The organism is Bacteroides sp. AF32-8BH, assembly GCF_003435205.1.
Lineage (GTDB): Bacteria > Bacteroidota > Bacteroidia > Bacteroidales > Bacteroidaceae > Bacteroides > Bacteroides ovatus.
In genome coordinates this window covers 118,151-141,326 of the sequence record NZ_QVLZ01000005.1, presented here as the reverse complement: position 1 = coordinate 141,326, position 23,176 = coordinate 118,151, and the positions used below count along the sequence as shown (strand labels likewise).

Below are 23,176 nucleotides of genomic sequence, written 5' to 3'. Positions count from 1 at the left end.
TTATAAAAATGATGAAATATAAAAATGTATTATATACAGCAGTCATTTCAACCTTATGCCTGGGAATAACCTCCTGTAGTGATTTTTTGGATGAAATGCCGGACAACCGAACTGAACTAACTACCGAAGAGAACATTACCAAAGTATTGGTATCTGCATACCCAATGACCACCAACTGTCATATAGGCGAATTCTACAGTGACAACATTGATGAAAATAGTAAAGCATACAGCTATCTTTTCCGGTTAAACGAGCACTTGTATCGCTGGCAGCAAACCACTGAAGAGAATCAAGACTCACCTCATGCCTTATGGAATGATTGTTATAACTCGATTGCATCGGCCAACCAAGCCCTGGCAGCCATCGAGCAAATGGGAAACCCTCAATCATTGTCAGCACAAAGAGGTGAAGCTCTAATATGTCGCGCATACAATCATTTCGTACTAGCTACCACATTCTGCAAAGCGTATGGTACAAATGCAGATAAAGACCTAGGTATACCTTACATAAAGGAACCGGAAACATCTGTAAATCCACAATACTCACGCGGAACTGTTGCTGAAGTCTACCAAAATATCGCAGCCGATTTAGAAGAAGGATTGCCTCTAATCGACGACAATATTTACTCACGAGTGAAATATCATTTTAATAAAAAGGCTGCCTATGCATTTGCTGCCCGCTTTTATCTATATTACACACAGCCGGATTTTTCTAACTGCCAGAAGGTTATCAATTATGCCAATATAGTACTCGGCACGAATGCTTCCCAATATTTACGTGACTGGGCTGCATTAGGAGCTTTATCTCCCAACAAGAACATACAGCCGAACGCTTATGTAGATGCAGATAATCGGGCAAATCTACTGGTAATATCAGCAGCTTCATATTGGCCATTGGTTTCCGATCCGGGTTATGCCAACTGTGAAAGATACTGCATGAATAATATTACTGCCTCGGAAAGTTGTAAATCCGAAGGTCCATGGGGAGACCAGTCAAGCTACCACCAAATCCCATTTGCGCCTGGTGGCTCTATCAAGAACGGATTCCGCCGTTTAGTCATCTATCAGCAGTTCACATCAGGCAACAGCTGGGTCGGTTATATGCTGTATCCTGCTTTCACTACCGATGAAGCATTACTTTGCCGGGCTGAAGCTTACACATTACTAAAACGTTACGACGAAGCTGCAGCCGATATAGACGCCTGGCAGAAAGCCTTTACGAAAAATACACAAACCTTGTCCAAAGAGACAATCAATGATTTTTATGCTCAATTAAAATATTACACACCGGAAGCCCCGACGGTAAAAAAGGAATTGCATCCGGATTTTGTAATAGAAAAAGGAATGCAAGAGAATCTGATACACTGTATTCTACATGCGAGACGCCTGTTAACTTTAGAAGAGGGACTTAGATGGCAAGATATAAAGCGCTATGGCATTGTAATCTACCGCCGCTATTATGAAGGTTATACCTTGGTGAATATCACCGACAAGATGGACACGAATGACCCCAGACGTGCAATTCAGCTACCGGCCAGTGTCATTACGGCAGGTATGCAACCAAATCCAAGAAATGACTAACTAACTTAAGGAGGGAAAAATATGAAGAAATACATCATATATAGTTTAATCATAACATTAACCTGCGGACTGGGAGCTTGCAACAACGACGAGGACGTGGACAAAGCAAACAGCATCTTCTCTACAGAAGAAGTAGAACGCAGCCCATTCGACAACTGGATATTGGGTAATTACACCCATCCGTACAACATTGCATTGAAATATCGCATGGAAGATAACGAGAGCGATATGACACATGTATTAGCTCCTGCCGACTATAAAAAATCCGTAGTACTGGCTAAAATTATCAAACATGTATGGCTGGAAGCATACGATGAAGCGACCGGTAATCCGGACTTCTTACGTCAATACATCCCCAAGACCATTCACTTTATCGGCTCTCCTGCCTATGAAGACAATGGCACCATGGTATTGGGAACGGCAGAAGGTGGTATGAAAATTACATTATACAATGTAAATGACATCAATCCTGATAAAATAGATATCAATCTGCTAAACGAATACTATTTCCAAACAATGCATCATGAGTTCGCCCACATCCTGCATCAAACCAAAAACTATGATCCGGCATTTGATCGTATCACAGAAAATGCCTATATCGGCAGCGACTGGTATATGGTGGGAGCTAACCGCAATGCATGGCAACAAGGATTTGTCACTTCCTACGCAATGAGTGAATCACGTGAAGATTTTGTTGAAAACATTGCGGTGTACGTCACAAATACAGAAGACTACTGGAATAATATGCTACAAAATGCCGGTAAAAGCGGTCGTGCACTTATCAAACAGAAATTCGAAATAGTCTATAGTTACATGGAACAAACCTGGGGAATCAATCTGGACGAATTACGCGACATCGTTCTACGCCGCCAAGATGATATAGCAAACGGCAATGTAGACTTAAGTATTATTGAATAAACTATGAAAATTATGAAGAAATATCTATCAATATACACACTTCTGGTATTGACTTGCATTGTATTACAATCTTGTCTTTTCTCTGAAGAAGAAATATTCGACGAATCATCTGCCAACAGAGCTACAGCCGATGTAATAAAATGTCAGGAGATTCTTAAAGATGTTCCGAACGGATGGAAACTGGAATATTACATAGGAAGCAACTATTCTGCAGGTGCAGTCACCCTACTAATGAAATTTGATGGAAAACAGGTAGAAATGGCGTCGGAAGCAGGAGCAGAAGGTTACAAGCCGGGTACCATAATAACCTCCCTGTATCAAGTTAAATCGGAACAAAGCACTATGCTCACTTTCGACTCATACAACCAGCTGATCCACATGTTTTCAGGTCCTTTAGGCCTGAACATGAACGTGGGAGGAGATTATGAGTTTATTATCATGAGCGCAACTCCCGACAAGGTTATTCTACAAGGAAAAAAATATAAAAATATAATGGAAATGACGCCTATGCCCAAAGACATACCATGGCGTATCCAGCTTGAGGATATCATTAACATCGAGAAAGATGCTTTTCTGAATACATATCGCATGGAGAAAGGGGGCCAAGTACTGAACTACTTTATACGTGACAATGGCACAATGTCTACATTCTCCGTTTACAGTACCGATTATAGCAGTGCAGAAAGTTTACCATATATTTATACAGAAAAAGGGCTGAAGTTACAGTCTCCATATAATGTCAACGGAGTTGAAGTCCAGCACTTCAAATGGGATAAAAAGTCCAGGCTATTTGTTTGTACCGATGCAGATGCAACGGATATTGTATTAAAAGAGTATTATCCCGAAAACTATCTGCAATATGAAGACTATATTGGCACCTACACCGCAACGGTTGACGATTACGATGAAGGTCCAACTTCACAATCTGTAACCATCACTCCTAAAGTCAGAGGAGAAAGTTATACTCTAAAAAGTATTGGCGGATTCAACTTCACTCTTCTGTATGACAAAGCCAGCGGAAAACTGATCTTAGATTCACAAAGTATAAGTCCGGTTTCTTCATCGTCTTACTACTTTGCGTGTGCGGCAGGTGTAGAAGGATATGCTCACACAGAATTAAGTTTGCCTTCACGTCTACGCAGCGGATTGGTAAATGTAACGGCAAATACCAACCCTTTCACTTTTTACTTTGCGGATAAAGCAAGCCAGGAAAATACATTATTGATAATCTGGGCTTATTCCTCTGATGAATATTCAACTTCAGGACTAATGGGTTACTGGAGCTGGTATAACTCAATCTTAATGGAAAAAGAAAACGAAGGTAATTAATACAATTATGAGAAAGTTTTTTAATATATTCTTATTTGTACTTTGCACCATAGCAATAGCGGGATGCAATGATACGGAAAGCAGCGAATCCAGGTTAGAGATCAAAGCTGTAAATACTAATTTCCAAGCGACTGGAGGAAAAGGCTACATACAACTTCAGGCAACAGGCAATATAACAGCAGATGTTAATGCCGACTGGTGTGTGCTGAAAGAAGTAAACCCCAATGAAGTAGTATTCGAAGTAAAAGAAAACACCGGATACTCTGGTAGAAATGCTTTATTGACAATCAGTAACGGAGTAGAAAAAAAGGCGTTCAATATCAATCAATCCGGAGCTGTTTTCATCTTCGGTAAAGACGAGTGGATGCTCCGCACCGACAATAAAGCAGCTACGCTACCTATAAAATTACAAAGTTCTTTCGATTATACAATAGACATACCCGCAGAAGCTCAAGAATGGTTGTCATTTGAACAGAATGCGAAGGGAATAAATTTCAAGGTAAAAGAAAATACCTCCGGAAAAATGAGAGGAGCTATTGTCAATGTGGCAGCAAAAGACAGATCGGCTTCTTATCAGGTAATACAATATGATGTTGACGAACTTACCGGAACATGGCAAGGCATGTTTTCAGATGGGCAAATGAATTACGGTTTGAAAGATGTCACCATTGAGAAACAGGAAGACGGAACATACCTGCTTTCAAACATTCTAACCGGATTGCCTTACAAACTGAAAGCAAAAGCCATAGACAATTGCCTGGCTTTTGGGGCCGGTCAAAACCTAGGAGTCTTCGAGGACAATTTATATCTCTCATTCGAAATTCTTAGCTCTGATCTATATTATGTAAAAGATCCTTCTGTAACAATCTCATTAGGCCCCGTAATGTTAACAGACGGAACATTCGTTTTCGCTTTTTCCGGAATAAAAGAAAATGATCCTTTCGGTTTTGTTTTCCGGGTATATGAAGATGCAAAACTACAGAAAGTTATAGACAATCTGTCTATTTTTATTAATTGTATTCTATTTAAAGAAGACATAATCCAATAACATATGAAAAAGATACTATTAACTAGCTTTATCGTGGCATTAGGATTACTTGGTGCAAGCTGTAAAGATGACAACAGCACCGCAGGCGGAGGAGGAGAAATACTTCCGGACCAACAGGTAAGCTGTGAGATATTTATGCCAACTGATGGCGCAACCGTTATTATGTCAGACAAACTGATTATCAGAGGAGAAGGGACTACAAACTATGGTAAAATCATTTCTGCAGAACTGAAAGTCGGGGAAGAGATTATCACTGACATCACTTCAGTTCCATTCTATTATGAGTATACCTTCTCCAAAGATGCCGAACCGGGAGAACTGAAAATTGAGTTAGCAGTTAAAGGAGATCACGAAGGTAGTGCCTTGGCAACTATTACAGTGACAACAGAACAAGGAAACAAGCCTGCTCCCCCTCAATATGGAGAAGTGCTAACCGATACCCGTGATGGAAATACATACAAAACCGTACAACTTGCAGACCAGTTATGGATGGCAGAAAATTTACGCTATCTACCAGAGCAACAGTTTGATGTGTCCTCAACCGAACCAAGATATTACGTAATGTTTGATAATGATGCAAAAACAGAACTTGGAAAAGGTTTCCTGAATGCATATGGAGCCTATTACAACCTACCTGCTGCTCTACAAAACGAAACGGCTTTAGGTCCCGATGAAACACGTATAATAAAAGGAGTTTGTCCTGATGGATGGCATATTCCTTCTCAAAAAGAATGGCAAAAATTATCTCAATACGTATTAGATTCCGGAATGGCAGCAATTATGAATGATGGTCAAGTAGATGAAACAGCCCTAGCAAAGGCTCTAGCTTCAACAACGATGTGGATGATGCCGGAATACACAGAAATAGAACCACAGCCAACCTGGGTTGGAGTTGAGATGGAAAAGAATAATGCAACCTTATTCAATGGTCTGCCTATAGGTTTCCGTGCTTGTGCAGGCGACGAAGATTGGATGCATTCAGCCTACAGTGCGGGTTGGTGGAGTTCGACAGCGGGAGTACAAATGGGACCAGAATTTGGTATTACCGTACGTATGTGGTCAGACCTCCACACATTTGTAACCAATGCAGAATTTAATCCGGGAGTAGGACTCCCCGTTCGTTGTATCAAAGATTAACCATATATTATTACTCACTAAATAAAAATACAATTATGAAGAAGTTAGGATTCCTTTTATTTTTAGTCTTAGGACTAACGGCTTGCGGTGATGACAACAATGATCCCGCTCCAGAACAACATGTAACATGTGCCATATCTTCTCCTACTGAAGGAGCAACGATAGACATAGCTGAAAAGATGACAATCAAAGGAGAAGCAACTGTTGACATTGGTCAAATATCGAATGTTACTCTTAAAATCGGAGACAAACAAATTTCAGAAGTAACTTCTGTTCCATTTAGTTATGAATACACATTCGAAGCCAGTCAAGCCGTAGGAGCACTAAAAATTGAACTGACCGTCAAAGGCGATCAAGGTGCCATGGCGACAAGTGAAGTAAATGTCACACTAAAAAAGACCGAACCAACCCCAGAACCGGAAGAAGGAAAGATGATTGACCCACGGGATAATCATGAATACAAAATTGTTACAATTGGTGAACAAATATGGATGGCAGAGAACTTGGCTTATTTACCATCAGTTAGCAAACCGGAAGATGCCGCTACCAGTGATGGAGATCCGCTCTATTTTGTTTTCAACTATGATGGCAAAGATGTAAATGCAGCTAAAGCCACGAAAGAATACAAGACATACGGAGTCTTGTATAATTGGTATGCCGCTATGAACCAAAAGAACGCAACCGGTGGAAATGCGGATGCCATACCAAGTGGTATTCAAGGAATCTGTCCTAACGGATGGCATCTACCCAGCAAAGCAGAGTGGAAAAAACTAGAAAATTTTGTTGCAGATGAATTAGCACCAGTTGAAGGTAATGTATGGACAGATGATGAAGGAAATAAATACTCCGATAAAGACTGTAAAAACGTCTGGTCAGCATTGACAGGAAAACTGGATGCTGACGGTTGGGGAGAATCCGGCATGATAGATGAAAATCCTGATCTCGCTAAAGGTCCACGTGACACCTATGGCTTTAATGTTATACCTGCCGGACAATGTTATCAGAGCGGAAGTTTTGAAATGCCTAAGTCACAGAGTAGAACAGACTTTTGGAGCACAGACCAAGCTACTTACGGAGCAGGAACTGTATATTTCAGTAATATGAGTTATGGGTTAGGTTATTCTTCTGATAAAGGAGGAATACAAGTAAAACGTGGCCTTTCAGTACGTTGCGTAAAAGATTAACTATATTGTAGATAAACATTTATCAATTAGTTCATTACAGAATTAATAAATTCTCTCTTAAAGATAAGGGAAGTATGTCGAGAGATATGCTTCCCTTTTAATATATCTTTTTACACCTAGTTACCAACTCACTCAAACATATAATTAGTCGATATCCAATATCACGAAATAAAACAAATTCTGAATGTTCTTCCATTTTATTATATATCTTTGTAACTAGATATTTTAAAAGACTACATTATGGCAAAAAAGAAAGAAAAGAAAGAGAAAAAGGCCGGCAAGAGAATGAGTAAGAAAGAGCTGGCAGCGTTATTAATAGACTTTTTCCATGCCAAATCCAGCGAGACCTTAAGTATGAAATATATTTTTTCAGAACTGCGTCTCACTACCCATCCGCAAAAAATGTTATGCGTCGATATATTACATGACCTTTTAGCTGACGATTATATTTCTGAAATAGAAAAAGGAAAATTCCGTCTCACCAATCATGGAACAGAGATGGTAGGCACTTTCCAACGGAAAAGCAATGGCAAGAATTCCTTTATTCCTGAAGGAGGAGGCGAGCCGATATTTGTAGCCGAGCGTAATTCCGCCCATGCGATGAATAACGATAAGGTAAAGATAACCTTCTATGCCAAACGGAAAAACAGAGAGGCAGAAGGAGAAGTGATAGAAATACTGGAGCGTGCAAACGATACTTTCGTCGGCACACTGGAAGTAGCTAAGTCATACGCATTCCTGGTGACAGAGAACCGTACATTAGCCAATGATATTTTCATCCCGAGAGATAAGCTAAAAGGCGGAAAGACCGGAGATAAAGCCATTGTGAAAGTAACCGAATGGCCAGACAAGGCAAAGAATCCTATCGGACAAGTAATAGATATATTAGGTCAGGCTGGCGACAACACCACAGAGATGCACGCAATTCTTGCGGAGTTCGGTCTGCCGTATGTATATCCGAAAGCAGTAGAGACAGCAGCGGACAAGATTCCTGCCGAGATTTCAGCAGAAGAGATTGCCAAACGCGAAGATTTTCGTAAGGTAACAACTTTCACTATCGACCCGAAAGACGCCAAAGATTTTGACGACGCACTCTCCATCCGCAAGCTAAAGGACGGATTGTGGGAAGTAGGCGTACACATTGCCGACGTAACACACTACGTAAAAGAAGGTAGCATCATCGACAAAGAAGCAGAAAAGCGGGCAACTTCCGTTTATCTGGTAGACCGTACCATCCCGATGCTTCCCGAACGGCTGTGTAACTTCATTTGTTCACTCCGCCCGAACGAAGAAAAACTAGCTTTCTCCGTTATCTTCGATATTACGGAAAAAGGAGAAGTCAGAGACTCACGTATCGTACATACGGTTATCAACTCCGACCGTCGCTTCACCTACGAGGAGGCACAACAAATCATAGAAACAAAAGAAGGAGACTTCAAAGAAGAAGTACTCACATTAGATACGATTGCCAAAGCACTGCGCGAAAAACGCTTCTCTGCAGGAGCCATCAACTTCGACCGCTACGAAGTGAAGTTCGAAATTGACGAAAAAGGAAAACCAATCAGCGTTTACTTCAAAGAGTCAAAAGATGCCAATAAACTGGTGGAAGAATTCATGTTGCTCGCTAACAAGACCGTAGCAGAAAAGATAGGATGTGTGCCGAAGAACAAGAAAGCCAAAGTGCTTCCTTACCGTATCCACGACCTGCCCGATCCGGAGAAGTTGGAGAACTTGTCACAGTTCATCGCCCGCTTCGGCTACAAAGTGCGTACAAGCGGAACGAAGACTGATATTTCAAAATCCATCAACCATTTATTGGACGACATACACGGAAAGAAAGAAGAGAACCTGATAGAAACCGTATCCATCCGCGCCATGCAGAAAGCACGTTACTCAACCCATAACATCGGTCACTACGGACTAGCTTTCGAATATTACACTCACTTTACTTCTCCCATCCGCCGTTTCCCGGACATGATGGTACACCGTTTGGTGACGAAGTATATGGACGGAGGACGTAGCGTATCCGAAGCCAAGTACGAAGACCTCTGCGACCACAGCTCGAACATGGAACAAATTGCAGCCAATGCCGAGCGTGCTTCCATCAAATATAAACAGGTGGAATTTATGAGCGAACGTCTGGGGCAGATTTACGACGGTGTAATCTCCGGCGTAACCGAGTGGGGACTTTATGTAGAACTGAACGAAAACAAATGTGAAGGTCTGGTCCCTGTTCGTGATCTGGATGATGACTACTACGAATTCGACGAGAAGAACTATTGTCTTCGCGGACGCCGCAAAAACAAAATATACAGTCTGGGAGACGCTATTACTGTTCGGGTAGCTCGTGCTAATCTGGAAAAGAAACAATTGGATTTTGAATTAATAGAAAAGTAAATTCACCACAGAGTACACTAAGAAATCAGGAAGTAAAAAGACTTCATGTACTCCGTGTCCTCTGTGGTAAGCCAAACAGCCATTATGAAAACTGTCATTATTGAAGATAAACAACGAATCGAATCCATTATTCTCCATTGCGATGCCTGTTTTGTAGGCATTACTGATTTGGAAGGTAATCCCTATGTAGTTCCGATGAACTTCGGTTATGAGAATGGCATCATATATCTTCATTCGGGTCCTGAAGGCAGCAAGTTGGAGATGCTGGAACATAATAATAATGTATGCATCACTTTCAGCGTTGGACATAAACTTGTCTACCAACACGAAAAGGTAGCCTGCAGTTACAGTATGCGTTCGGAAAGCGCGATGTGTCGGGGGCAAGTAGAATTCATCGAAGAAATAGATGAGAAACGCCGTGCATTGGATATTATCATGCGTCATTACACGGATAGTGAGTTCAACTATTCCGATCCTGCGGTACGTAATGTCAAAGTATGGCAAGTACGTATCGATCAGATGACAGGAAAAGTTTTCGGTTTGCGAGCCAACGAAAAGCCATAAACCGGTTTCCGGCTTTCTGCCTATTCGCTTTCTTCCTCCTGTTGCCTGCTTTTTCTATTTTCGCACAATCAGAAAAGCAGGTAAACAGTAAATGTAACAAACTACAGCCTCTTCGGAGAAGATATCATTGTAGACGGAGCCAGACGCATGATTTACCTGGTCAAGCTCAAATCAATCCAAAAGTGATACATTGTAAAAACTCCTTCATGATTTACATAAGTATGTACAGATGTATATTCATTCGTATTATCTGTTAAAATCAATGGGGAATCCTGTGGAAATTCTTTCGTTATCTTATTATTAACAATCTGAAGCCACTCCTTGACAGACTTATTTTCAATATATGCAAGCATTCCGTTGTTTCGCAAATTCTTATTGCCATGTATCCCTAGTTTATAGCGTTCAATGCCACCTGAAGGATTGTTCGTTGAACTTTTACCAACCACATATTCTTCTTCACTTTCCGTTTTATACTTCGGCAATCTTTTAGCCTCTGCAAAGAATATACGTGTATAACTGTCGTCATTCAGATAGAAATAGATATCTTCCTTCCCTCTGCCGTCTTCGCGTTCGTGTTCCTTCTGAGCCCCAATCAAAGTTTCACACATAGTAACGCCAATCATATTGAACGTGTCTACTAATGATTGAGTATTCAACACTTCACGCTTATTCCTGCACAACTTATTCCGTTTCTGGATACCCAGCCGGATGATATAAAGAATCTCTTGTATATATTTATTTGAATAATCTATATGGTCAAAATGCATAGCTTTTAATATCCGTTTTTAAACATGTCGCTTTTAACATTTTCCGCATCCCGGTAAGCAATGGTACGCATCCAATATTTAAGTTTATTCGGTTTGATAAAATTTATTTGATTGTCTATTTTATAGTATGTGATAATTCTATTTATTGTTAATGCATTATTGGAAATATTATCATACAAGATTTCCGACAATATAGTTTCATTACGTCCTGTAACATCATTTTCTACAGTCACAGCAGACTGGTTTGTATGTTCAAAAGTAACCCAAACATAATCGTCAGTAATAATTTGACGAACAGATTTAAATCCGTATCCCTCTTTTCCGTATGTACGATTAAGAATATCACAAAACACATCACAGTATTTGTCCAATAGTCCGGCATCAATTCCTTTAAATATAACCGGATCGGAATTATTCAGATTATTAGCCAAAAGCATAGTGTCTTCTATTATCATGCAATCCAAACGATCCATCCGTCCAAAGGAAACAGGATAACCTTTTTCATCCGTATTTATCGGTAACCTTAAGATATCCTGCGCATCAACGGTATATGCATCACTCTGTTGCACAAATGCTTTCGCCGACATAACCTTTATTAAAAAAGCATATAACCATCTGTTTTCCTTAAATACAGACACAAATTTCTTCATTAATTCTTCACTTTCATCTTTCAAACCTAATATTCCTTTTGGAAATAGTATATTCTGCTCATTATAAATAATAGGCAGATTAAGATTTAAGTTCAAACGCAGTAGAACATTTGGAGGGGTACTTATATATTCGGGAATCCTCACCCAATCTTTTTTTGATATGATTTTAGTCATCCCATCTGTATAAATATCACAGTTAAAGAGTTTAGAATCCATCACTCTCCTCCCATTCAAGTCAACAACTCTTTTGCCTTCTTCCCTTAATTTTATATCATCAATAGTCGATTTATCCCTTTGATAACCGCCCCCGTTTCCTTTTCCCTTAAAAATTTGTGCTATTTTAGGATATTGAATCTCATATTTCTCCATCAGTTGTTTTAAATATCCTCCACCGAGCAAGTTTGTTTTCCAAGTATAATCTTTGGAAAATGCCACATCAACAGGAACGCGATACCTATCATATTGATCAATCTGAAAACGAATAGCTCCTTTCTCGTTGGCGGATGAGTTACGGATGACAATATGCTCGATGACAGAGTTACGGACGAAACATCCATTAGATATCTTAACAGCAATGGTTGCTATATTTATGTTCCCCCATAAACGGTCCATTAAAGGAGTAAAATCATATATTTTTTCAATATTCCAATAATGGATCAGACTTTTTCTATATCGGATAGAAGAAGGCATATATAAGAAAGTGGATGAGGGCATGATCATAAATACCACGCCTTCATTCTCAAGTAAAAGATTATTCAAACACCGATATAAAAATATCAGAGCCGGATTCTTGTTGGGAAATGGGCATAGCTTTCCAACGTAGTCATTATATTTTTCTGAAAAGAATTCATCATCTATTCCAGCCTCTATGTTCTTTAATTGCTCTTTTTTCGAAATATTAAAAGGGGGATTCCCTGCTATAATATCAAATCGCAAAGACGTTCTTTTATACCATTTGAAGAAACCTTGATTAACAAGATTACCATGCTCCACTAAATTATCAAAAGTCAGTTTCTCCCAAATTTCTTTTGGACGGATATGGCTCGACAGTTCTATTTGCAAAGAAGTAGCAGTTATAGACAGTGCATCTTTGTTTATATCAACGCCATAGATACATTTGGACAATATTTTTTTTATTTCCTTTATATCTTCCTCCCCTTCTATAATCTGCTTATTATTGTTCAGCATCCATAAGGTTATTAATCTTTTGTATGCCAAAACCAAAAAAATACCCGAGCCACACGAAGGATCCAGAATTTTGAAATTCTCGAAATCAATTTCTTTATTAAAAGGAAGTAATTCATCAATTAGCAATCGTGCCAAATGAGGAGGAGTATAAAACGCTCCGGTACTCTTCTGCTTTCCGTCAACAGATGTGACAAAACGTTCGTATAACCGACTAATAAACTCAATAGGTAATAAATTGAAGTCATAGTAGCGCCAAATAGATATCTGTCCATCAAAATCCTTGTTTCCATCAAGAGCATCGGCTATAATATGAAAATCGATTGCCTTAATTTCCATTTCCTCCTTTGGAGATATTTTGAATATTCCTCCATTGAACTTGACATTAAGAGCTGATAGAAGCCCAACAATATCATTCCCCCTAAGCACATCACAGAATGTATATTCTTTATCAAAAAGAGTAGTATTGCTTTCTTTGTCAACTATGAATTTTTTGAAGAATCCGGAATCAAAAACACTGTTACCATTATGATCTACCTGTTCTTCCAGATATTTTATCAGGATGAATTTAACAAGAAGTTTCTTCAGAAGCTCCAACTCACAACCGATCTGCTTATTTTTGTTTAATACATATTTCTCTATATGATCTAAAAGTTTCTGATAAGGAGATACACTAATATAGTCTGCAGGAGATTCCTCTAATATACGACCTTCAAAAATTCGTTTTTTGAGGCATGAGTCGATTTCCCGAATTACTGATATTCCGTCCAAGAAAGAAGGTTCCGGTTTCTTTTTGACGCTTTTTATTGGATTTCTTGTATCTAATATTTTGAAACCATCTTCATATATAATAACTGCTAATGCGATTTCCCCTAGAGTCCACAATTGCTTGTTTATCTCTACCAAATTAATAGTATCTTTATTATTGCACTCGTGCCTATCGTATATATAGATATATGGAACAGGTCGATTTTCTATCAAATTATTGAAACAATAAAAATAATCAGCATTGACTCTATTTGCTTGCATTCTGTAGTATTCCAGCAGCTTGTCCGCATAAGAATCTTTGACTGAATACAGATTATGTTTATATCCAGCCAAGTCTAATGCTTGCAATACTGATTCTTTCCTTGTACTCATACTCAAAAATAACACAGATCTTTTTCGTTGGCAAAGATAACTTTTTTTTCGAGAACCTGTTTGTCATCTGAATGATTTTGATATGATGAATTACCCAATCATCGCATTTTTGACTAACAACCATCGGAAATTAGTCTATAAATCACCGTCGCTCTCGCCCAAATAGGAATTAAGTTTAGACTCAAAATCGTACTGTTAGTATCTGTCGAAGGTATCGTTGCGACTCCCAAGCATTTTGCCGTGTATAGTATTCCGGTTGGTGGACGTGACGGAGATACAATAAATAAATCCAGGATAATCGCTAAAAGCAATGTGAGGCAGCCTCTTACTATTTAAGCTACCTCACATTCTTTTTTATTTCTCTTTCATCAATTAGGATAGAGCTATAAGTTATACTTAATAAAACAAATAAAACCGGCATCTTTATAAGTTATGCTTAATAAAATTGCTATATTTGTTTTACATATCAACTATAACTTATAAAAAGATGAAACTTATCAATAGGCCTATTTATACAGAGCGTATTCGTCCGTTCATAGGAAAGGGAATCATTAAAGTACTTACAGGGCAACGAAGAGTAGGGAAAAGCTGTATCCTTATGCAGTTAATGGAAGATATAAAAAGAGACGATTCAGAAGCCAATATTATCTATATCAACATGGAGCATGAAGAATTTCGAATGATTCATGACGACTCCGATTTGTTTCAGTATCTTAAAGGAACAATGCCCCCGGATAAAAACAATTATTTGTTTATTGACGAAATACAGGATATCCAGGGATTCGAAAATGTTCTCCGCAGTCTACAATCTAAAGATAGTTGCGATATCTTCATAACAGGAAGTAATGCCAAGATGTTATCCGGAGAATTAGCAACCTATTTATCTGGACGCTACATCGAATTCCATATTCATAGTCTCGGTTATACCGAATTTCTTGAATTTCACCAACTGGATGACAATAATCAAAGCCTGATGCTTTATCTAACATACGGGGGACTTCCTTACCTTTCCCGACTCCAACTGACTGATGAATTAGCATTTGAGTATTTAAGGAATATATATGCCACTATCCTATTAAAAGACGTAGTGAAGAGAGAAGGTATACGCAATGTCGATTTTCTTGAGACATTAGCTCACTACACCGCAGATAATATTGGCAGCCTCTTTTCCGCCAATAATATTAGTAAATATTTGAAATCCCAACGTATCGATATATCTACAACCCAAGTTATTAACTACCTGAAAGCACTTTGCAACGCCTATTTAATAAACAAAATAGGACGTATTGATATTAAAGGGCTAAAGAAATTCGAGGTCGGAGATAAATATTTCTTTGAAGATTTGGGACTAAGAAACTGTCATATAGGGTTCAATCTCCAACGGGATATACACAAATTACTAGAGAATGCTGTGTATCTACATCTTAGTTTACTGCAATATGAGATTTATATCGGACAGAACGAACAACAAGAAATAGATTTCATTGGGATAAAGCAGGGAAAAAAGGTATATGTACAGGTTACTTATTTAGTCATCGACGAGAAAACCCGGGAACGCGAATTTGGCAATTTAATGAACATTCAGGATAATTACCCTAAATATGTCGTCAGTCTTGATGAGTTCAATAAAGGAAGTAATGTGGAAGGTATTCATCATTTGCATCTTGCGGATTTTCTAAAAATGAAGCAATTATAAGATCCTACTGTCAATAGGAGGAAGAAAGCGACTTCTACTTTCGACTGGATTAATTGGCTATCAGATCTAACAATGTTGTAATAAAAGCACTTGGTATTCCAGAACTTCAGACTATTTATATACTGTAGGGACAATGTCAGTTGCCCCTACAGTAAACTAATAATCCAACAAGCTTTTTACACTCTCTCTAAAAACTAAGAACAAATAAAAAAGACACAGTTATTTTATACATACCTATTACAAACTGAATTTCTTTGTTTGTACATCGCGGCTATTTCCACCAACCATCACTTCAAATTCTCCCGGTTCACATACCCAATTCAGCGCACTGTTATAGAATTTCAGTTGTTCTGCTGTGATATCGAAAGAGACAGTGCGGCTTTCCCCTTTCTTCAAATGGATACGTTCGAAGCCTTTCAATTCTTTCACCGGACGTGCTACACTCCCTACCATATCACGGATATACATTTGTACGATTTCGTCAGCATCATAGTTGCCCGTATTGGTGACAGTGACAGAGGCGGTTATCTTCCCCTTTTCATTCATTGAGTTATTGCTAAGTTGAAGATCACCGTAACGGAATGTGGTGTATGACAATCCATATCCAAATGGATAAAGAGGATCATTGTCTATATCAAGATAGTTGCTACGGAATTTACTGAACCACTTTCCTGCCTCTAAAGGACGACCTGTATTCAAATGGTTGTAATACAAAGGAATTTGTCCTACGTTCTTCGGGAAGGTCGTAGTCAGTTTTCCACTCGGAGAAACATCTCCGAATACTACATCACAAATCGCGTCGGCTGCTTCACTGCCTCCGAACCATACATTCAGTATAGCCGGGAAATTTTCCTGTTCCCAAGTCATCACAGTGCTGCGACCGGCAAAATAGACCAGTACAATCGGTTTGCCTGTCTTTTTCAATGCTGTCAGAAGATCACGCTGCGCGTCCGGCATTTCAAGATTAGTACGGCTGCTGGATTCACCACTCATTTCGGACGATTCACCAACCGCTGCCACAATCACATCCGCTTGGGAAGCTACATTCAAGGCCTCATCAAGCAATTCCTGCACACTACGCGGATCACGCATTTCACGACCGAACATAGTAGCTTCCGCCTCTCTTTGAGCATCATACATCAGATTTGAACCTTTGGCATAAAGCACTTCCGCTTTACCTGCCAATGATTGCTTCATGCTTTCATACAGGGAATTGTATTTGTCAGAAGCAGCTGCCACACTCCATGTACCCGGCATATTGGCCTTTGTATTGGCAAGCGGGCCAACAAGAGCTATTTTGCCTTTACGCTGTAATGGAAGCAGGTTGTTTTCATTCTTCAAAAGCACAAATGTTTCAGTAGCTATTTTACGGGCTACGGCACGGTTTTCTGCCGTAAAGATGTCTTTCTTCACACGGCTTGCATCACAATATTTATAAGGATCATCAAACAATCCGAGCTTGTATTTCGCTTCAAGAATACGATGACAGGCTTTGTCTATTTCAGCCATTGTCACTTTCCCTTCTTTGAGAGATTTCTCCAAAGTAGTAAGGAAACCGTCTGCAACCATATCCATATCGGTTCCGGCACTAAGTGACATGGCAGATACCTGTTGAAGATCTCCCATTCCGTGAGCAATCATCTCGGAAATAGCTGTGTAGTCTGTCACAACAAAACCATCAAATCCCCAACGGTCACGCAAGACATCGGTCATCAGCCATTTGTTGCCGGTAGCAGGAATACCGTCAACCACATTGAAAGAAGTCATCACACTACCCACACCAGCATCAATAGCTGCTTTATAAGGAGGGAAATAATTGTTGAACATACTTAGGTGACTCATGTCTACTGTGTTATAATCACGGCCGGCTTCGGGTGCACCATACAGGGCAAAGTGTTTCACACAAGCCATAATGGTGTTCTTATCTGTCAGATCATCACCTTGATAACCTTTTACCATGGCTGCCGAAATCTCCGAACCTAAATAAGGATCTTCGCCTCCGCCTTCAGCCATACGTCCCCAGCGGGGATCGCGACAAATATCGACCATAGGACTGAAAGTCCAGCAAATACCATCGGCACTGGATTCTTTTGCCGCTATACGGGCGGATTCTTTGATAGCCTCCATATCCCAACTACAGGAAAGTGCCAAAGGAATAGGAAAAACAGTCTCATATCCGTGGATGACATCCATACCAAACAACAAAGGAATTTTCAAACGGCTCTGCTCTATGGCAATCTTTTGGACTTCCCGAATATTCTCCACTCCTTTTACATTGAAAAGACCACCGACCTGACCTTTCCTTATCTTTCCGGCCACATCACTACTCTTAGCTTGTCCGGTAACAATCTCACCCGACACAGGAAGGTTGAGCTGACCGATCTTCTCCTGCAAAGTCATCTTCCCCATCAGGTTGTCAATAAACTGATCCATTTTATCTTTATCGGCTTGCGGGGCAGCCATAGCAGTGAAAGCAGACGCTGTAATCACTGCTGTTAGCAAAAATCTACCTATTCTCATATTCTGTTTTGTATTTATATTATTCTTTCTTCTGTTTTTATTCGGCTGTTGTAGAAGTGAAACCTAGCTTTTTCAGTCCGTCCTGAATTTCCGGACAACTCATGAATAACCGCCAAAGTAGTCCTGTACGGTGGTTCTCTATCATTGGCGCAATCGTACACTGGTCGATGGCGAGATAATGCGGAACAGTCCACTTTTCGTTCGGTGAGAATGCATCGTAGAATCCATATTTCCCCCAAATCCATGATCCTTGTTTATAGAAACCTTTCAAGGCGGCCATTGACTCTTCCGGTGTGTAAGGGAAAGAGGATAAAGCGGCAGTAGGAGTTATCACACCGAGATCATTGTCGGGCATGTGGGCTGAATAGCCATTTATGGAGTAACTCGCTGTAAGTCCCCAGCAATCAGGTCCATATCCTTTGTAGCCTTTCGGATTAGTGACACAATATTGATAATCACTCATCGCATGATTGCGTACCACATTCCAGTAGTTGGCATATTGATCGGTCAAGTTACGCGGGTCGAGACCGATATAAGAGTAGTGTGCCCAGAATAAGGGACCGCCTTTCTCTTCTGCGCCATTATGCTTCAGTTCGAGCGGGTAACCGTAAGGTTTGGAAGCGCTTTTGATGCCACCGCTACGCGCCCACCCTTCATGGTAACAGGCTGCCGGAACGGAATGTGTAGGGGATGAGGCTGCAAGGATATAGGTAATCAGACATTCATTATAGCCCTCGAGCGGGAAGTTCATTTCCCAGCCATAGTTAGGAGACCAATGCCAGTATAATACATTCTGATCGCCGTTGCGATACCAGTCGAATTCCATCCCGTGCCACAGTTCGTCTATTTTAGCGGCCAGTGCTTTTTCTTTCTCGTTGCCATCCTTTACGTATTGTCGTACACACAGCAGGCTTTGCATAAGGAAGCTACTTTCTACCAGGTCGCCACCGTCATCTTTTGTTCCGAACGGTTTCACTTTTCCCGTAGGACCATGGAGCCAATGCGGCCATACTCCATGAAAACGATCGGCTTTTGCCAGATAGTCTACAATCTTTGTCAACCGGGCTACACCTTCTTCCCGGTTGATAAAGTTTCGTTCGATAGCCACCAACAAGCCGGCAATTCCAAATCCGCTACCTCCAATCGTAATTACATCCTGGTCCTGTTGTGGATAAACATTATCAAGATGTATACGTTCGCAGGCCAGTCCGGAAGTCTTTTCCGCACCTTCCCACATATAGTTGAAATGCGTCTTTTGAATATAGTCGAGTAGTTCATCGTCGTTCGCAAATGCCTCGGGGCGATCAGGCTCCGCATCGGTCACTGTCTTGTTCTTTTGTGTACATGCGCATACCACTACGAGTAGAGTAATAAATATGCCGGTTCTTGTCCATTCCATCATCTTATAAAGTATTTCTTCTGATTAATAATTATTGTTTCACGACTTTCGACAACGCCGACCGCCCCGATTCATTCAAAGCTTCAATGGCAAAGTAGTAAGTCGTACCAAGGTCGAGTCCCCGGAAGTCATAATGATCCGCACCGTTCACGGTGATGCAGTTATATAACTTTTCGGGAGCAATGCCATAATAAATATTATAGCCGTAGGCATCGGATGAGGGATTCCACGAAATCATTGCATTGCGCTTATCCTGTTTGTCACGCACTATCTTGAAATTTCGTACGGGCAGAGGTTTCTCTCCATCAGCATTACCAAACACCCGGAACTCCGAAAGACAAAAATTGCCGGATGGAACATGAATGTTTTCCAGTTTCAGATAGCGGGCATCCAGCGTCTCACCCAATTCGATGTAGTCATGAGGCACATCTTTATCGTTATCACTTTTATCTACCGCCAGTGTCCAGTCTGTCCCGTTATCACTGGAGTAGATACGATATTGATAGTATAAATCGTTTGCACGATTATGCTGCACACTTTTATGGTCATAGTAGTTGAGTTGGATCGCCTTTATGTGTTTCATGGCGCCAAGGTCAATTTCTATCCACTCACCCGGTTCCCCGGTTTTAGCAGCCCAATACGTACGCATATTTTCATCGGTAAGATTGGAAGCGGAATAGATGCTGTCGGTACTGGATACTTTTACCGGTTTCTCATAAGAAAGGAGCATCCAGCCGGTAAACCGGTCAACCGGATTTTTAATATCGTAGTCAGCATTCCAGCAAGGATAATCGCCGAATGCTGTGGTAGAGTACATCACTCCATCCGGATCGAATGCCGTAGGATATAATCCGATACGCCTTTCAAACTTATATTTGAGAGATAACATACAGGTACCCACATGCCAGTAATTCCCTTTCAAATCTTGAAAAGTGCCACTGTGTCCTACTCCCTGTACAAATCCACCGGGCTTATAGCTCATCGGGTTATGCTGCTGGTAAGTAAACGGTCCTAATGGCGAATCGCTGACATATACCCCGTCGGCATATACCTTGAACTCCGTTCCCGGAGCACCGTACTGAAAATAATATTTTCCATTATGCTTCGTCATATAAGCCCCTTCGGTAAACGGACGCAACGTCACTTCATCATCATTGTTCATTCCAAACCGTTCCCAGCCATGTTCTTCCGGACGAAGCATCATGATATCATAAATCTTACTGACCGGACGAAAATCATCACGACTCACTTGTACGCCTTTAAGAGGGTACTCATTACTCGAGCCATAATAAAGATAGAGTTTACCGTCATCATCCAAAAATAAACAAGGGTCCCATGAAGGTAACGTATTACGTTCGATAGCACGCTTGAAACGCCCGGATTTGGGAGATGTGCTATACCATACGGGCAATCCTTCATAAGTAGAACCGGTATAGAACAACGTATCTCCGCTTACAAATGCCGCCGGAGCGCACATATCGTCATCCGTAGGACGACGCTGGAAAGAGGCCGGAGCAAATTCCCAGTCACTTAGATTCTTCGAATAATGAAAGCCTCCCTGGTTCGTGGAAAACAGGAAATACTCATCTTTATAAGTTAATCCCATCGGATCGGCAGAAGATCTGAACGATCCGTTAGACTGAACATTGTTATTATAAGGTTCATAGTTATAACTAATATTCATAGGATTACAATAGGTACGAGTGACAGGATGCGCAGGGTCATACCACCTTGTAGCTTGAGCAGGCTGACGCTGCACAGACTTATGCTTCCCTGATTGCATAACGATTTTCACTTGCCGGTCGTCAACAGCACGTTTTACATTGGCAAAAGATTTTCCCGGATAATAGGCATAAAGATGCACATCGTTATCAGTAGCCTTCAACGTATAACGGCCTTCTATGTTCGTGTTACAATGAACCGGACTCGAGAAAAACATAACGGTAGCCCCTTCAAGCGGATTACCCTGTTCATCTACAACCGTTCCGGTTATTTCGTATTGATTTACTACCGGGATATAGTAGTCGCTTACCTGTCCTTTTACTACTTTTATAGAATCTTCCGGTGGTAGTGCGTTCCCCGCCAAGGCAGAGAACGCTATCCCAGAACTTAGTAATATCTTTTTTACTATTCCTGTCATTTCCTAATTTTATTTAGACATAATTACTCGTCAATCGGTTCGTTCGTCAGACTTGGGATATTAGATACCTGATCGAAAGGAAGCGGATAATAGGTTTTATCTTCAGTCCATCCTTTGGAACCAAGCACAGAAGCAGCCTTACCGGTACGAATCAAGTCATTGTAACGTTCTCCCCACTCACAAACAAGTTCCATACGGCGTTCATCAAGGATTTGGTCTACAGTCGCACCATCAATCTCGGACATTCCCGCACGATCACGTACAAGTTTCAATGACGCATCACCATCCTTACCCAAACGTACCTTAGCTTCTGCATTCATCAATAATACATCAGCGTAACGGAATATACGTACATTGTTATTTGCACCATATTTGGTACGACCTGGTGTCAACTGATTTGTCGGAGTATAAGCTTTTCCATTCCAGCAATCTGTTTGAGTAGAGTTCTGCAATTCACGAATCACATCACCGCTTGGAGTAGTTGTACCAGCCAACAGGAACGAAGTCGTAGCACGGATAGTCTCACCACGAGCCGCTGCCCAATCACGGAAATCTTTATATATACCGATAAATCCCCAGCCTGAAATATTTCCGTCGTTCGCCGGTCCTTGGAATACAAACCAGTTATCAGCATCTACCATATCACCTGACCCAAGACCAAAGTCAGTACATTGACATTCGAATAACGATTCATCACAAACCTTACCCGGAATCTTGAATAAATTATAGTAATCATCATAAAGCTTAAATTTCTTGCTACCGATAATATCATCTGTCAATGTTTCAACTTCTCCATAATTACCCTGATTCAGATGTATCTTTGCTGCAAGCATCTCTGCCGAGAAAGCAGTGACAGCACCATAATGAGCCATTTCATTCGGACGTAATCTCGGAGTATGGTCCATCGTATACTGTAGATCTTCAAGAACATATTTATATACAGCATTGATCGTTGAACGGGTCATGTCGGTTTGAGTATTACTACGCAAAATAGTTACCGGACCAAAAGCCTGTACAAGTCGGTAATAGGCATAAGCACGAAGGAACCTCACTTCACCACAGTAAGAGCGGTAATTAGTCATATCATCGTCCGACGTGATATTTTCTGCGTAGGAATCCAGCGATTCAAGAGCAGCATTGGCCACTTTTATGATACCATAATACTGATTCCACATCTCGTTGAGTCCCCAGAAAGAACTGTCGTAGTTGTAGTTACCCATATCAATAAGGGTTGCCTGGTCATCTATACGTCCGGACCAAACATCATCATCACGCACGACAGACAATGGCCATATCACCCAGTGCATACCGCCTGTTCTAACTTTAGCATATACTCCGGAAACCGCTTGATACATATTCTCAATTTGAGTAAAGTCTACATTCTCTTCCGGAACCTTATTTTCGGGCTCTTTATCAAGATAATCACATGATGTATTGCATAACATTAATGCTGGCAACGCATATATTAAGATATTCTTTAGTATTCTCATTTTCTTGTTCTTTTGTTAGATTAAAATTAATT

15 protein-coding genes are annotated in these 23,176 nt (G+C 40.5%); 9 read left to right on the top strand and 6 right to left on the bottom strand.

The window, feature by feature from the left end; translation table 11 throughout:
• Positions 1-11: 11 nt before the first annotated feature.
• The 8 genes from DWZ47_RS05210 to DWZ47_RS05175 all read left to right on the top strand — a co-directional run bounded on the left by DWZ47_RS05210 (position 12) and on the right by DWZ47_RS05175 (position 10,157).
• Positions 12-1,580 (top strand): RagB/SusD family nutrient uptake outer membrane protein, encoded by a 1,569-nt coding sequence (locus DWZ47_RS05210; protein WP_117512458.1) that lies wholly within the window; start codon positions 12-14, stop codon positions 1,578-1,580.
• A 21-nt stretch (positions 1,581-1,601) separates the two neighbouring features.
• Entirely contained in the window at positions 1,602-2,498 is an 897-nt protein-coding gene (locus DWZ47_RS05205; RefSeq protein WP_117512457.1) for a putative zinc-binding metallopeptidase, read from the top strand.
• A gap of 12 nt (positions 2,499-2,510) precedes the next feature.
• Positions 2,511-3,827 carry a DUF4302 domain-containing protein gene (locus DWZ47_RS05200; RefSeq protein ID WP_117512492.1) on the top strand — a complete coding sequence of 439 codons (1,317 nt, stop codon included), beginning with the start codon at positions 2,511-2,513 and terminating at the stop codon, positions 3,825-3,827.
• A gap of 7 nt (positions 3,828-3,834) precedes the next feature.
• Entirely contained in the window at positions 3,835-4,875 is a 1,041-nt protein-coding gene (locus DWZ47_RS05195) for a BACON domain-containing protein (protein ID WP_008646737.1), read from the top strand.
• 3 nt (positions 4,876-4,878) lie between these two features.
• The gene (locus DWZ47_RS05190) at positions 4,879-6,012 is read left to right on the top strand and encodes a fibrobacter succinogenes major paralogous domain-containing protein (RefSeq protein WP_008646738.1); all 1,134 of its coding nucleotides are present in this window, start codon (positions 4,879-4,881) and stop codon (positions 6,010-6,012) included.
• A gap of 35 nt (positions 6,013-6,047) precedes the next feature.
• Positions 6,048-7,196: an FISUMP domain-containing protein gene (locus tag DWZ47_RS05185; RefSeq protein ID WP_008643920.1), complete on the top strand. Its 1,149-nt coding sequence runs from the start codon at positions 6,048-6,050 to the stop codon at positions 7,194-7,196.
• Positions 7,197-7,436: 240 nt separating this feature from the next.
• Positions 7,437-9,593, top strand: a complete 2,157-nt coding sequence (rnr, locus tag DWZ47_RS05180; RefSeq protein ID WP_008646739.1) for a ribonuclease R — start codon at positions 7,437-7,439, stop codon at positions 9,591-9,593.
• 84 nt (positions 9,594-9,677) lie between these two features.
• Positions 9,678-10,157 (top strand): pyridoxamine 5'-phosphate oxidase family protein, encoded by a 480-nt coding sequence (locus DWZ47_RS05175; protein ID WP_004312244.1) that lies wholly within the window; start codon positions 9,678-9,680, stop codon positions 10,155-10,157.
• Positions 10,158-10,309: 152 nt separating this feature from the next.
• On the opposite strand, the gene DWZ47_RS05170 is transcribed toward DWZ47_RS05175, so the two are convergent.
• Both DWZ47_RS05170 and DWZ47_RS05165 read right to left on the bottom strand, forming a co-directional pair.
• Positions 10,310-10,924 carry a hypothetical protein gene (locus tag DWZ47_RS05170; protein WP_032845588.1) on the bottom strand — a complete coding sequence of 205 codons (615 nt, stop codon included), beginning with the start codon at positions 10,922-10,924 and terminating at the stop codon, positions 10,310-10,312.
• Positions 10,925-10,929: 5 nt separating this feature from the next.
• Complete coding sequence (locus DWZ47_RS05165) at positions 10,930-13,899, bottom strand: class I SAM-dependent DNA methyltransferase (RefSeq protein WP_032845586.1); 2,970 nt, start codon at positions 13,897-13,899, stop codon at positions 10,930-10,932.
• 487 nt (positions 13,900-14,386) lie between these two features.
• Between DWZ47_RS05165 and DWZ47_RS05160 the strand changes: the two genes are divergently transcribed.
• The gene (locus DWZ47_RS05160) at positions 14,387-15,595 is read left to right on the top strand and encodes an ATP-binding protein (protein ID WP_032845584.1); all 1,209 of its coding nucleotides are present in this window, start codon (positions 14,387-14,389) and stop codon (positions 15,593-15,595) included.
• Positions 15,596-15,832: 237 nt separating this feature from the next.
• Here the strand turns inward: DWZ47_RS05160 and bglX are convergent, their stop codons facing one another.
• From bglX to DWZ47_RS05140, 4 genes are read right to left on the bottom strand one after another with little or no spacing between them, the layout of a single operon-like run.
• A complete protein-coding gene (gene bglX, locus DWZ47_RS05155; protein ID WP_117512456.1) occupies positions 15,833-18,115 on the bottom strand; it encodes a beta-glucosidase BglX in 2,283 nt (760 codons plus the stop codon).
• Between the two features lie 37 nt (positions 18,116-18,152).
• A complete protein-coding gene (locus DWZ47_RS05150; protein ID WP_004324055.1) occupies positions 18,153-19,517 on the bottom strand; it encodes a glucoamylase family protein in 1,365 nt (454 codons plus the stop codon).
• 28 nt (positions 19,518-19,545) lie between these two features.
• Positions 19,546-21,654: a family 43 glycosylhydrolase gene (locus DWZ47_RS05145; protein ID WP_117512455.1), complete on the bottom strand. Its 2,109-nt coding sequence runs from the start codon at positions 21,652-21,654 to the stop codon at positions 19,546-19,548.
• Between the two features lie 23 nt (positions 21,655-21,677).
• A complete protein-coding gene (locus tag DWZ47_RS05140; protein WP_004302727.1) occupies positions 21,678-23,144 on the bottom strand; it encodes a RagB/SusD family nutrient uptake outer membrane protein in 1,467 nt (488 codons plus the stop codon).
• Between the last annotated feature and the right edge of the window lie 32 nt (positions 23,145-23,176).